Below are 13,271 nucleotides of genomic sequence, written 5' to 3' on the forward strand. Positions count from 1 at the left end.
CGTCAGGGCGCGTCGGCTTACTGGCCGAAGAAGATCGAGTCGCGAGCGTTCGACGACGCTGCGGCAGCCGGGGCGCCCGAGTGGACGACCGGAGCCGGTTGAGCGCCGTAGCCGCTGGCGTCGGCACCATGAACACGCGCTTCCGCCGACTGGATGTCGTTCGGGTAATACGGGCTCGACACGCCCGGCTTGTAGCCGGCTTGTTCGAGCTGGACCAGTTCGTTGCGGACTTGTGCGCGGGTCACGGTGCTTTGTGCGAAAGCGCCGAACGAAGCGGACAGGGCGACAGCGGCAACAACTGCGGAAACGAGCGATTTCATGATGACCTCCGGTGTTTTATTGGATTCGCTTGCGACACCATGTCTGCAGCGATTGACTAAATCTTAGTCACCGGGCGGTTGAGGGTAAACGCTGATTTTGACGATAGATTGTTTCCGGACTGGTAACAGTGGGCCGGCCAATCAGGCTTTCGCCAAGCTTTCGTTTCTGTAAGTGTAATAAGTATGATGAATACCGAGGCAAGGGGCGCGATTCAACGTGCCTCGGCCGACGTGTCGAGCGGCGTGGCGGGCAGGCGAGCTGCGGCCACGCCGGAGCTCAGGAAACGCACGCCCGTCGCGGCTTCGGAGGCCGCCCACAGCAGCGCGGCGGTCGCCACATCGCGTGCCGCGCGCGGCACGCTTGCCAGTGCCGGCAGGCCGCGCGACTCGAACCAGCCGGACGGTCCGATGTACGAGCCGCCGGTGAGGTCGGGCGACGTCGCCGCGTGAATCGCCGGAAGCGCACCCTGGTCGGCCGGTTGCGCGAGATAACGGTTCGCCGCGCGCATCAGCGCGGCGCGCGTGGGCGAACGGTCCATCGCGGGGCCCGCGAACTGCAGATTGGTCGCCGCGTAGCCGGGATGCGCGGCGACGCTGATGCCCGCGAACGCCGCGCGCTGGAAGCGGCGCTGCAGTTCGATCGCGAACACTAGGTTGGCGAGCTTGCTGTCGCAGTATGCGAGATAACGGTTGTAGCGGTGTTCGGCCCGAAGGTCGTCGACGCGGATCCGGCCGCCGCGGCTCAAGCCGCTCGACATCGTCACGACCCGCGCGCGCCGCGCGGCGCGTAGCGCAGGGAGCAGATGGCCGGTCAACGCGAAATGGCCGAGGTGGTTGGTGCCGAACTGCATCTCGAAGCCGTCTTGCGTGTGCCGCAGCGGCAGGAACATCACGCCTGCATTGTTGCAGAGGATGTCGACGCGGCCGTGGCGGTCGGATACGTCGGCGGCGAAGCGCTGGATCGACGCGAGATCGGCGAGGTCGAGCGGATCGACTTCGACGCGTGCGGCGGGATGGAACCGCCGGATCGCATCGGCGGCCTGCGCGGCGCGCGCGGCGTCGCGGCAGCCCATCACGACGGTCGCGCCCTTGGCGGCCAGCGTTTCCGCGATGTGCCAGCCGAGCCCGCTGTTGGCGCCGGTCACGACCGCGACTTTGCCGCCTTGCGGGGGGACGTGGCGCGCGCTCCATGCATGCATGTCTGCCTCCATCGGCGCGGCCGGTGCGCCACGACGCGTAATCATTACATTGAATGCTGTAACGATAGTCCGCGCGGGCGGGGCAGACAAGCGGGGAACTAGACCGGTGGTTCTACGCCGGCTTGCGCGTCGCGCGTTATCGGCTGCCGGCCAGGGCCAGCACTTCGGCGGCGGAGATCATCGCGGCCGCGTTCGCCGGTGCCGGGCGCTCGGCCGGGCGGAAGACTTCGTCGCCGCGCTGGATGACCTGGCGCGACAGCGCACAGGTGCCGGTGCGCTGCGCGAAGCGGCGGCGCCAGCGCTGCTCGCCGTAATGACAGCGGCCGGGTTCGACCCAGCGAACGACGAGCAGCGTATCGGAGCGTTCCAGAATTTCGACGTGGACGTCGGCGGGATCGAGCACAGGCAGGGATTTGGAGGCCTTCATTTGCCGTTTCCTAAAGCTCGTGCGGTTTCGGCCGTGGCAGTGGATGTCACTACCCGACGGCGATTCCGTAGCGGTTTCCATGAGTGGTGCGCTAAATGTAAGCGTCTGTGACCGGAAAAAACATCCTGTCTGGCTCAAATTACCTTTTGTCGATTTAGAAACAATCGACGCGCATTTTCTTGAAAAACCAACGACAAAAGCGTGTAAGACCGACGACAAAAGCGCCCCGGACGCGAACGCCCGGGGCGGAAAATCGGCCCGCGCCACCGTGTCTGCTCGCTCAGTCACGTGGACACCGCGGGGGACGGAGGTGCCCGTCAGGGATCGGCGACGGGCGGGGTGCGGTGGTCCGGGAAGCGCGGTCCGGCAACGTCATGATCGCGCGCGCGCCCCGTTGACACCCTGACGGGAACATGACTTTTTTGTCAGTTTCGCCGCGACGGCGGCGCGACCCAGGCACCCGCGGCCGGCGCAAACCCCGCCGGCATTGGCTTTGCGGGACAAGTGGTTGATCGCCGCAATCAGAAAAAGACGGTCGCCGAAGTCCGGGGCACCGCCGCCGGCCCGATTTTGCCGTTCGGGAAAATACTGAATCACGCGATCGTGACAAATCCGGAATCTGTCCTATGATTGGTTGGACCTTTGGTCCTTTGTGCCAATCAGTCGGCTTGGCCGGCTTCTACAGGAGTGGTGCTCATGAGATTGCAGGGCAAGCGCGCGCTGGTGACGGCGGCCGGGCAGGGTATCGGCCGCGCGACCGCGCTGCGGTTCGCAAGCGAGGGGGCCGACGTGCTGGCGACCGACATCAACGAGGCCGCGCTCGCGCAACTCGCGGCCGACGCCGAACGTGCAGGCGGCAGGCTGGCCACGCGGCGGCTCGACGTGACCGATGCGAGCGACGTTTCGGCACTCGCCGCGCAGGCGCGCGCGTTCGACGTGCTCTTCAACTGCGCGGGGTTCGTGCACCACGGCTCGATCCTCGATTGCGACGAGGCCGCGTGGGCGTTCTCGCTGAACCTCAACGTCACGTCGATGTACCGGCTGATCCGCGCGCTGCTGCCGGCGATGCTGGAAGCGGGCGGCGCGTCGATCATCAACATGGCATCGGCCGCGTCGAGCGTGAAGGGCGTGCCGAACCGCTTCGTCTACGGCACCACCAAGGCGGCCGTGATCGGCCTGACCAAGGCCGTCGCTGCCGATTTCGTCGAGCGGGGCATCCGCTGCAACGCGATCTGCCCGGGCACGATCGAATCGCCGTCGCTGGCGCAGCGGATCGCCGAGCAGGCGCGCACGCGCCACGTGTCGACCGACGAGGTGCGCCAGGCGTTCGTCGCGCGCCAGCCGATCGGCCGCATCGGCACCGCGGAAGAAGTGGCCGCGCTCGCGCTGTACCTCGCGTCCGACGAAGCGTCGTTTACGACCGGCGCGATTCACCTGATCGATGGCGGCTGGTCGAACTGACCGCGCCTTCCCCTTCACTTTCCGTTTCCGCTCGAGACGACATGAAACTGCTGAGATTTGGCGACAAACACCATGAAAAGCCGGGCCTGCTCGATGCGCAGGGCCATATTCGAGACCTGTCCGGCGTGATCGACGATATCGCAGGCGATGCGCTCACACCCGCGTCGCTCGCGCGGCTGCGTGACATCGACCCGTCGTCGCTGCCGCGCGTCGAAGGCACGCCGCGGCTTGGCGCGTGCGTCGGCCGCGTCGGCAAGTTCATCTGCATCGGGCTCAACTATTCGGACCACGCGGCCGAATCGGGGATGGAAGTCCCGAAGGAGCCGGTCGTGTTCGGCAAATGGACGAGCGCGATCTCGGGGCCGAACGACGACGTCGAGATTCCGCGCGGCTCGGAGAAGACCGACTGGGAAGTCGAGCTCGGCGTGGTGATCGGCCAGGGCGGCCGCTACATCGACGAAGCCGACGCGCTGTCGCACGTCGCCGGCTACTGCGTGGTGAACGACGTGTCGGAGCGCGAATACCAGCTCGAGCGCGGCGGCACGTGGGACAAGGGCAAGGGCAACGACACGTTCGGCCCGCTCGGCCCGTGGCTCGTGACGGCCGACGAAGTGCCCGATCCGCACGCGCTGCGGCTGTGGCTCGAGGTGGACGGCCGCCGCTACCAGAACGGCACGACCGCGACGATGGTGTTCCGCGTGCCGCACCTGATCAGCTATCTGAGCCGCTTCATGAGCCTGCAGCCGGGCGACGTGATCTCGACCGGCACGCCGCCGGGCGTCGGCCTCGGACAGAAGCCGCCGGTCTATCTGCGCGCCGGGCAGGTGATCACGCTCGGCATCGACGGGCTCGGCGAGCAGCGCCAGCGCACCGTGCAGGCCTGATTTCCTTTTACGGACCGTTCGTCATGCCTATCATTCGATCGATGCGCGTCCTCGACGTGCGCTTCCCGACCTCGCAGCAGCTCGACGGCTCCGATGCGATGAATCCGGACCCCGATTATTCGGCGGCCTACGTCGTGCTCGAAACCGACCACGACGGGCTCGAAGGCCACGGGCTCACGTTCACCATCGGGCGCGGCAACGAAATCTGCTGCGCGGCGATCGACGCGATGCGTCACCTCGTCGTCGGCCTCGACCTCGACTGGATCCGCGAGGACATGGGCCGCTTCTGGCGGCACGTGACGTCGGACAGCCAGTTGCGCTGGATCGGCCCCGACAAGGGCGCGATCCATCTGGCGACGGGCGCCGTCGTCAACGCTGTGTGGGATTTGTGGGCGAAGTCGGTGGGCAAGCCGCTGTGGCGGCTCGTCGCGGACATGAGCCCCGAGGAGATCGTGCGCGCGATCGATTTCCGCTACCTGACCGACTGCCTGACGCAGGCCGAAGCGCTCGACCTGCTGCGACGGCAGGCGCCGGGCAAGGCGGCGCGGATCGCGACGCTCGAGCGCGAAGGCTACCCGTGCTACACGACGTCGGCGGGCTGGCTCGGCTACAGCGACGACAAGCTGCGTCGGTTGTGCCGCGAAGCGGTGGACGCCGGTTTCGACTACGTGAAGCTGAAGGTGGGCGCGAACCTGGAGGACGACATCCGTCGCGTGACGATCGCGCGCGAGGTGATCGGCCCGGAGCGCAAGCTGATGATCGACGCGAACCAGGTGTGGGAGGTGGACGAAGCGATCGACTGGGTGCGCGAGCTGGCGTTCGCGAAACCGTGGTTCATCGAGGAACCGACGAGCCCCGACGACGTCGAAGGGCATCGCAAGATCCGCGAGGCGATCGCGCCCGTGCAGGTCGCGACCGGCGAGATGTGCCAGAACCGCGTACTGTTCAAGCAATTCATCGCGCGCGGCGCGATCGACATCGTGCAGATCGACGCGTGCCGGCTCGGCGGCGTCAACGAGATTCTCGCGGTGATGCTGCTGGCCGCGAAATACGGGCTGGCGGTGTGTCCGCACGCGGGCGGCGTCGGGCTGTGCGAATACGTGCAGCATCTGTCGATGATCGACTACGTGTGCATTGCCGGCACGAAGGAGGGGCGCGTGACCGAATACGTCGACCACCTGCACGAGCATTTCGTCGAGCCGTGCGTCGTGCGCGGCGCGGCCTACATGCCGCCGACGGCGCCCGGCTTCTCGATCGAGATGAAGCCCGAATCGCTGGAGCGGTATCGATTCCGCGGCTGAAGCACGCAGCACGACGATGCACCGCGCGCGGCCCGCGCGACGACAACATGAACGACGGAGACGCGAAGTGGATTTGAATCTGCAAGACAAGATCGTGATCGTGACCGGCGGCGCATCGGGCATCGGCGCCGCGATCTCGATGCGGCTGGCCGGCGAAGGCGCGATTCCGGTGGTATTCGCGCGCCACACGCCGGACGACGGCTTCTGGCATGCCCTCACGCAGCAACAGCCGCGCGCCGCGTGCGTGTCCGTCGAACTGCAGGACGACGCGCAATGCCGCGACGCGGTCGCGCAAACCATCGCGCGCTTCGGCCGCATCGACGGCCTGGTCAACAACGCGGCCATCAACGACAGCGTCGGCCTCGACGCCGGGCGCGACGCGTTCGTCGCATCGCTCCAACGCAACCTGATCCACTACTACGTGATGGCGCATTACTGCGTGCCGCACCTGAAGGCGACGCGCGGCGCGATCGTCAACATCTCGTCGAAGACGGCCGTCACCGGGCAGGGCAACACGAGCGGCTATTGCGCAGCGAAGGGCGCGCAACTCGCGCTGACGCGCGAATGGGCCGTTGCATTGCGCGACGACGGCGTGCGCGTGAACGCCGTGATTCCGGCCGAGGTGATGACGCCGCTCTACGAGACCTGGATCGCCGGTTTCGACGACCCCGAAGCGAAGCTCGCGGAAATCGCCGGCAAGGTGCCGCTCGGCAAGCGCTTCACGACCGCCGACGAGATCGCCGACACGGCCGTGTTCCTGCTGTCGGCGCGCGCGTCGCACACGACGGGCCAGTGGCTGTTCGTCGATGGCGGCTATACGCATCTCGATCGCGCGATCGGTTGAGGCCATCGAGCCATGCAACCCGATCTGAACCCGACCGCCGCACCCGCCGCGCTGATTGCGCTGACAGGCATCGGCAAGCGCTTTCCGGGCGTGCAGGCGCTCGACGATTGCCGGTTCGACCTGCATGCCGGCGAAGTCCACGCGCTGATGGGCGAAAACGGCGCCGGCAAGTCGACGTTGATGAAGATTCTCGCGGGTGTTTATCAGAAGGACGAAGGCGAGATCCGGATGGACGGCCGCGCGGTGGAGATCGGCGATCCGCGCGCCGCGCAGGCGCTCGGCATCGGCATCATCCATCAGGAGCTGAACCTGATGAACCACCTGAGCGTCGCGCAGAACATCTTCATCGGGCGCGAGCCGCGCGGCCGCTTCGGCGTGTTCGTCGACGAGGACAAGCTCAACCGCGACGCGGCCGCGATCTTTCAACGGATGCGGCTCGATCTCGATCCGCGCACGCCGGTCGGCCGGCTGACGGTCGCGAAGCAGCAGATGGTCGAGATCGCGAAGGCGCTGTCGTTCGACTCGCGCTTGCTGATCATGGACGAGCCGACCGCCGCGCTGAACAACGCGGAGATCGCCGAGCTGTTCCGCATCATCGGCGACCTGCGCGCGCACGGCGTCGGCATCGTCTACATCTCGCACAAGATGGACGAGCTGCGCCAGATCGCCGATCGCGTGACGGTGATGCGCGACGGCAAGTACGTCGCGACCGTGCCGATGGCGGACACGTCGATGGACGCGATCATCGCGATGATGGTCGGTCGCCAGCTCGATACGACGTTCCGCACGCCGCCCGATACGTCGGCCAACGAGGTCGCGCTCGAAGTGCGCAGGCTGTCGCGCGGCCGCGCGATCCGCGACGTCGGCTTCACGGTGCGGCGCGGCGAGATTCTCGGCTTCGCGGGGCTGATGGGTGCGGGCCGCACCGAGGTTGCACGCGCGGTGTTCGGCGCGGACCCGGTCGACGCGGGCGAGATTCGCGTGCACGGCAAGACCGTGACGATCCGCACGCCGGCCGACGCGGTCGCGCACGGGATCGGTTATCTGTCGGAGGACCGCAAGCACTTCGGGCTCGCGCTCGGGATGGACGTGCAGAACAACATCGCGCTGTCGAGCATGCAGCGCTTCGTGCACCGCGGCATGTTCCTCGATGCGCGCGGGATGCGAGACACCGCGCAGTCGTACGTGCGGCAGCTCGCGATCCGCACGCCGTCGGTCGCGCAGCCGGCGCGTCTCCTGTCGGGCGGCAACCAGCAGAAGATCGTGATCGCGAAGTGGCTGCTGCGCGACTGCGACATCCTGTTCTTCGACGAGCCGACGCGCGGCATCGACGTCGGCGCGAAAAGCGAGATCTACAAGCTGCTCGACGCGCTCGCCGCCGACGGCAAGGCGATCGTGATGATCTCGTCGGAGTTGCCCGAGGTGCTGCGCATGAGCCACCGGATTCTCGTGATGTGCGAAGGGCGCGTGACCGGCGAACTGCGCGCGGCCGACGCCACCCAGGAAAAGATCATGCAGCTCGCCACGCAGCGCGAGTCGACCGTGTTGTCCTGATTCGGACGCCGATTCATACGCCTACCGACCATGTCCAACGATACGCATCCCGTCCCGCCCCTGGCTTCCGGCGACACGCCGGCCGCCGCATCGAGCCTGAAGTCGCGCTTCTTCAACCCGGCCGCGCGGCAGAAGCTGCTCGCGTTCGCGAGCCTCGTGCTGCTGATCGTGTTCTTCAGCTTCGCGTCGTCGAACTTCCTCGAAGTCGACAACCTCGTGACGATCCTGCAGGCCACCGCCGTGAACGGCGTGCTGGCGGTCGCGTGCACCTACGTGATCATCTCGTCGGGCATCGACCTGTCGGTCGGCACCCTGATGACGTTCTGCGCGGTGATGGCCGGCGTCGTGCTGACGAACTGGGGCATGCCGCTGCCGCTCGGGATCCTGGCCGCGCTGTGCTTCGGCGCGTTGTCGGGCAGTGTGTCGGGTTTCGTGATCGCGAAGATGAAGGTGCCTCCGTTCATCGCGACGCTCGGGATGATGATGCTGCTCAAGGGGCTGTCGCTCGTGATCTCGGGCACGCGGCCGATCTACTTCAACGACACGCCGGGCTTCACGTCGATTGCGCAGGATTCGCTGATCGGCAGCCTGATTCCCGCACTGCCGATTCCGAACGCGGTGCTGATCCTGTTCCTCGTCGCGGCCGGCGCGTCGATCGTGCTGAACCGGACCATCTTCGGCCGCTACACGTTCGCGCTCGGCAGCAACGAGGAAGCGCTGCGGCTGTCCGGCGTGAACGTCGACGCGTGGAAGATCGCCGTCTATACGTTCAGCGGCGCGGTGTGCGGGATCGCCGGGCTCCTGATCGCGTCGCGGCTGAATTCCGCGCAGCCCGCGCTCGGACAGGGCTACGAGCTCGATGCGATCGCGGCCGTCGTGATCGGCGGCACGTCGCTGTCGGGCGGCGCGGGCAGCATCGTCGGCACCATCATCGGCGCGTTCATCATGAGCGTGCTGACCAACGGCCTCCGCATTATGTCGGTCGCGCAGGAATGGCAGACGGTCGTCACGGGCGTGATCATCATCCTCGCCGTCTACGTGGACATCCTGCGCCGGCGGCGCCGCTGACGCACGCACGAACACACATGTGCTTCACAGCCGGCCCGCCCGGCATTTCAGTCGATACCAACCAAGGAGACGCGAAGTGATCAGGAGCAAGGTGTTGAACGCGATCGTCGGACTGGCGTTCGCCGTCGGTGTGACGGCGGGCGCGCAGGCGCAGGAAACCTACATTCCGCTGATTTCGAAGGGCTTCCAGCATCAATTCTGGCAGGCCGTGAAGGCGGGTGCGATGCAGGCCGCGAAGGACTACAAGGTGAAGGTGACGTTCGAAGGCCCCGAAACCGAGGCGATGGTCGACAAGCAGATCGACATGCTGTCCGCCGCGATCGCGAAGAAGCCGGCGGCGCTCGGCTTCGCGGCGCTCGACAGCAAGGCCGCATTACCGCTCCTGAAGAAGGCGCAGGCCGAGAAGATCCCGGTCATCGCGTTCGACTCGGGCGTCGACAGCGACATCCCGGTGACGACCGCCGCGACCAACAACAAGGCCGCCGCCGCGCTCGCCGCCGACAAGCTCGCCGCGCTGATCGGCGACGAGGGCGAGGTGGCCGTGGTCGCGCACGATCAGACGAGCCGCACCGGCATCGATCGCCGCGACGGCTTTCTCGAACGGATGAAATCGGCGCACCCGAAGGTGCGGATCGTGACCGTGCAGTACGGCGAAGGCGACCAGTTGAAGTCGACCGAAGTGACGAAGTCGATCCTGCAGGCGTACCCGAAGCTCAAGGGCGTTTTCGGCACCAACGAAGGCTCGGCGATCGGCGTGGTGAACGGCGTGCGCGAGATGAAGCGCAAGGTCGTGATCATCGGTTACGATTCCGGCAAGCAGCAGAAGGATGCGATCCGCAGCGGGATCATGGCCGGCGCGATCACGCAGAATCCGGTCGGGATCGGCTACAAGACCGTCGAGGCGGCCGTGAAGGCGATCAAGGGCGAGAAGCTGCCGAAGGTCATCGATACCGGTTTCTACTGGTACGACAAGACCAACATCGACGACCCGAAAATCACGGCGGTGCTGTACGACTGAACGTGACGTGACACGGCGGACGACGGCGAAACGCGAGGACACCATGGGCGCAGTGCGCATCGATTCTCATCAGCACTTCTGGCGCTATCGCGCGGCCGAATTTCCATGGATCGGCGCCGGGATGGACGTGCTCGCCCGCGATTACATGCCCGACGCGCTGTGGCCGCAGATGCGTGCGCAGGCGTTCGGTGCGTCGATCGCGGTGCAGGCGCGCGTCGGACGCGACGAGACGGCATTCCTGCTCGATCTGGCCCGCGACGAAGCGCGCATCGCGGCGGTAGTCGGCTGGGAGGACCTCGGTGCGCCGGCGCTCGCCGAGCGTATCGGAGAATGGCGCAGCCCGAAGCTGCGCGGCTTTCGTCACCTGCTGCAGGACGAAGCCGACGTCGGCGCGTTCGTCGCGGATCCCGCATTCAATCGTGGCGTCGCCTGGCTGCAGGCGAACGGTTACGTGTACGACGTGCTCGTGTTCGAACGTCAGTTGCGCGACGTGCGCGCGTTCTGTGCGCGCAACGATGCGCACTGGCTCGTGCTCGATCACGCAGGCAAGCCCGCGCTCGCCGAGTTCGACCGCGACGACACCGCGCTCGCACGCTGGCGCGCGGCGTTGCGCGAACTGGGTGCGATGCCGCACGTCGTGTGCAAGCTGTCGGGGCTCGTGACCGAGACGGACTGGCGGCGCGGCCTGCGCGCGCAGGACATCCGCCACATCGAGCTGTGCCTCGATGCGGCGCTCGACGCGTTTGGCCCGCAGCGGCTGATGTTCGGTTCGGACTGGCCCGTGTGTCTGCTCGCGGCGTCGTACGACGAAGTGGCGTCGCTGATCGAGCGCTGGGCAGAGGCGCGGTTGTCGGCGGCCGAGCGCGACGCGTTGTGGGGCGGTACGGCCGCGCGGTGCTATGCGGTGCCGGACGATATGAAGCCCGGCATATAGAATAGGTCCGATCGGTCTGGTGCGGCATTCGTCAGACCGTCCGCAACGCAACCGCTTACCTGTATCAACGTATGTCCATCCAGCCGATTCAGAACCGCCGCCTCTACCAGCAGATCGCCGACAAGCTCAGCGCGATGATCGAGTCGGGCGACTTCCCGCCGGGCAGTTACCTCCCGCCCGAGCGCGAGCTGGCCGAGCAGTTCGGCGTGTCGCGCACATCAGTGCGCGAGGCGCTGATCGCGCTCGAGGTGAACGGTCTCGTCAGCGTGCGTGTCGGCGACGGCGTGAAGGTGCGCCAACCCGAGGCGGCCACTGCGCCGCAAGCGCGGATCGACACGACGGTCGCGCCGTTCTCGATCGTCGAGATCGATCCGGAGCTCGGGATCGCTATCGACCTCGATACCGAAATCCCGCCGTTCGCGTTGTTGCAGGCGCGCCGGCTGATCGAGCCGGAAGCCGCGTCGCTCGCCGCGAAACACGGCTCGGACGCGCAGATCGAGGGAATTCACGAGGCGTTCCTGCGCAACCAGGAAGACAACCGTAGCGGGTCGCTCACGCATCCGGGCGATCGGCTGTTCCATATCCGTATCGCGGAAGCCAGCGACAACCCCGCGTATGCGCTGATGATCAAGCAACTGCTCGCGCACAAGTACGACCTGATGTTTCAGCGGCTGCAGTCGCTGTACATGCCGAACGACATGCCGCATCGGTCGGAGCTCGAACACCGCGCGATCCTCGATGCAATCCGCGCGCGCGACCCGGAGGCCGCGCGCCGCGCGATGGCCGAGCATCTCGACGAAGTGATCCGGATTTTCGGCCGCGCCCTCGACTGAGCGCGGGCGATCGGCATCAGAAGCGGTCGGCGCGGTAAGGCGTCGGATCGGTGAACGGCGTCTCGCCGGTCATCATCTCGGCCAGCAGGCGGCCGGAGACGGGGCCGAGCGTCAAACCGTGATGGTTGTGCCCGAACGAGAACCACATGCCGCGATGCGCCGGCGCGGGGCCGATCACCGGCCGCATGTCGGGCGTGCACGGCCGGAAGCCGAGCCACGGGTGCGGGTCGAGCCGCTCGCCGAAGCCGAACACCGGGCGCGCGACGCGTTCCGCGCGATCGAGCTGCACGCCCGTCGGCGGCAGGCCGCGCCGCGCGATCTCGACGCCGGTGGTCAGCCGCAGTCCGCGCCGCATCGGCGCGATCACGTAGCCGTATTCGCGATCGACGATCGGCGCCGACGGCGCGCCGCGTTCGGACGGCGCGTAGTGCATGTGGTAGCCGCGCTTCTCGCGCAGCGGAATCTTGTAGCCGAACTTGCCGAACACCGTGTCGGACCACGGGCCGAGCGCGACGACGACGGCCGGCGCGGCGATCCTGCCGTCGTCCGTCGTGACCTGCCAGCCGGGCGACAGCGCGTCGAGGCTCGCGGCATCGCCGGTGAGCAGCGTGCCGCCGCCTTGCACGAAGAGTTGCGCGTAGGTTTTGACGAGCGCGGACGGATCGACGACGCTTTTCGGATCGAGCCAGTGCAGCGCGCCGCAGAAGCCTGCGGCGAGGCTCGGTTCCCGTGCGCGAAGTGCCGCGGCATCGAGCGGTGTGATGCCGAGCCCGTGGCGGCGCGCGGTGAGTCCCGCATCGGCGACCGCGCGCTCGAATGCGGCAGGCGTGCGGAACGCTTCCATCCAGCCGCTGGCGCGCACCAGTTCCCCGGCGCCGGCGCGCGCGATCAGCGCGTCGTGCTCGACGATGCAGCGCTCGATCAGCGGCAGCATGTCGCGCGAGGCTGCCGCGTGACGCAGCGGCGCCGATTCCCACCAGAAGCGCGCGAGCCACGGCGCGAACGCGGGCAGCGACGCGCTGTGCCAATAGAGATCGGTGGAGCGGTTGAGCGCATAGCGCATCAGCGTGAACGGGCTGCGCGGGAACGGATACGGTTCGATCGACGAGCGCTCGATCAGCCCCGCGTTGCCGAAGCTCGTGCCTTCGCCGGGTGCGCCGCGGTCGACGAGGGCAACCTTGCGGCCGCGATCCTGCAGGTGCAGCGCGGCGGAGACGCCGACGATGCCCGCGCCCAGAACGATTACGTCGAAGTCCATGAGGGAAGACGAGATAGACGGTTGATGATCGACACTCGGCGTCGGCGACGCGCGCTTCGGCCGGGTGCGCGGAACTGCAATCGAATGATCAGCAAGGATACCCGCGAACGCGGTGATGTGCGAATCGCACTCCCTCGTCCGGCGCGATGGGGGTGTCTGGCGACTGGGTG

General features: G+C 67.1%; 13 protein-coding genes. 9 read left to right on the top strand and 4 right to left on the bottom strand.

Going from position 1 to position 13,271, the window contains the following annotated elements:
* Positions 1–17: 17 nt before the first annotated feature.
* The 3 genes from WS75_RS28570 to WS75_RS28580 form a co-directional block, all read right to left on the bottom strand.
* Positions 18–320 carry a DUF4148 domain-containing protein gene (locus WS75_RS28570; protein ID WP_059447722.1) on the bottom strand — a complete coding sequence of 101 codons (303 nt, stop codon included), beginning with the start codon at positions 318–320 and terminating at the stop codon, positions 18–20.
* 212 nt (positions 321–532) lie between these two features.
* Positions 533–1,519, bottom strand: a complete 987-nt coding sequence (locus WS75_RS28575) for an oxidoreductase (RefSeq protein ID WP_059686345.1) — start codon at positions 1,517–1,519, stop codon at positions 533–535.
* 136 nt (positions 1,520–1,655) lie between these two features.
* Positions 1,656–1,946 (bottom strand): DUF3331 domain-containing protein, encoded by a 291-nt coding sequence (locus WS75_RS28580; protein ID WP_044847789.1) that lies wholly within the window; start codon positions 1,944–1,946, stop codon positions 1,656–1,658.
* Between the two features lie 696 nt (positions 1,947–2,642).
* On the opposite strand from WS75_RS28580, the gene WS75_RS28585 reads away from it, so the two are divergent.
* The 9 genes from WS75_RS28585 to WS75_RS28625 all read left to right on the top strand — a co-directional run bounded on the left by WS75_RS28585 (position 2,643) and on the right by WS75_RS28625 (position 11,843).
* A complete protein-coding gene (locus tag WS75_RS28585; RefSeq protein ID WP_059685643.1) occupies positions 2,643–3,407 on the top strand; it encodes an SDR family oxidoreductase in 765 nt (254 codons plus the stop codon).
* 41 nt (positions 3,408–3,448) lie between these two features.
* On the top strand, positions 3,449–4,291 hold the full coding sequence (locus WS75_RS28590; RefSeq protein WP_059685645.1) for an ureidoglycolate lyase: 843 nt from the start codon (positions 3,449–3,451) through the stop codon (positions 4,289–4,291).
* A 23-nt stretch (positions 4,292–4,314) separates the two neighbouring features.
* Complete coding sequence (locus WS75_RS28595; protein ID WP_059685648.1) at positions 4,315–5,592, top strand: L-fuconate dehydratase; 1,278 nt, start codon at positions 4,315–4,317, stop codon at positions 5,590–5,592.
* A 67-nt stretch (positions 5,593–5,659) separates the two neighbouring features.
* Complete coding sequence (locus WS75_RS28600) at positions 5,660–6,436, top strand: SDR family oxidoreductase (protein ID WP_059685651.1); 777 nt, start codon at positions 5,660–5,662, stop codon at positions 6,434–6,436.
* 12 nt (positions 6,437–6,448) lie between these two features.
* Entirely contained in the window at positions 6,449–7,990 is a 1,542-nt protein-coding gene (locus WS75_RS28605; protein ID WP_059685653.1) for a sugar ABC transporter ATP-binding protein, read from the top strand.
* Between the two features lie 30 nt (positions 7,991–8,020).
* Positions 8,021–9,058 (top strand): ABC transporter permease, encoded by a 1,038-nt coding sequence (locus WS75_RS28610; protein ID WP_059685655.1) that lies wholly within the window; start codon positions 8,021–8,023, stop codon positions 9,056–9,058.
* 76 nt (positions 9,059–9,134) lie between these two features.
* Positions 9,135–10,076, top strand: coding sequence for an ABC transporter substrate-binding protein (locus tag WS75_RS28615; protein WP_059600212.1), 942 nt, complete (start codon positions 9,135–9,137; stop codon positions 10,074–10,076).
* 43 nt (positions 10,077–10,119) lie between these two features.
* Positions 10,120–11,010 carry an amidohydrolase family protein gene (locus WS75_RS28620; protein WP_059686347.1) on the top strand — a complete coding sequence of 297 codons (891 nt, stop codon included), beginning with the start codon at positions 10,120–10,122 and terminating at the stop codon, positions 11,008–11,010.
* Positions 11,011–11,081: 71 nt separating this feature from the next.
* On the top strand, positions 11,082–11,843 hold the full coding sequence (locus tag WS75_RS28625; RefSeq protein WP_059685658.1) for a FadR/GntR family transcriptional regulator: 762 nt from the start codon (positions 11,082–11,084) through the stop codon (positions 11,841–11,843).
* Between the two features lie 16 nt (positions 11,844–11,859).
* Here WS75_RS28625 and WS75_RS28630 read toward each other — a convergent pair whose 3' ends face one another.
* Positions 11,860–13,101 carry an NAD(P)/FAD-dependent oxidoreductase gene (locus WS75_RS28630; RefSeq protein ID WP_059685660.1) on the bottom strand — a complete coding sequence of 414 codons (1,242 nt, stop codon included), beginning with the start codon at positions 13,099–13,101 and terminating at the stop codon, positions 11,860–11,862.
* Positions 13,102–13,271: the final 170 nt, after the last annotated feature.

The organism is Burkholderia sp. FL-7-2-10-S1-D7 (assembly GCF_001524185.1).
Classification (GTDB): domain Bacteria; phylum Pseudomonadota; class Gammaproteobacteria; order Burkholderiales; family Burkholderiaceae; genus Burkholderia; species Burkholderia diffusa.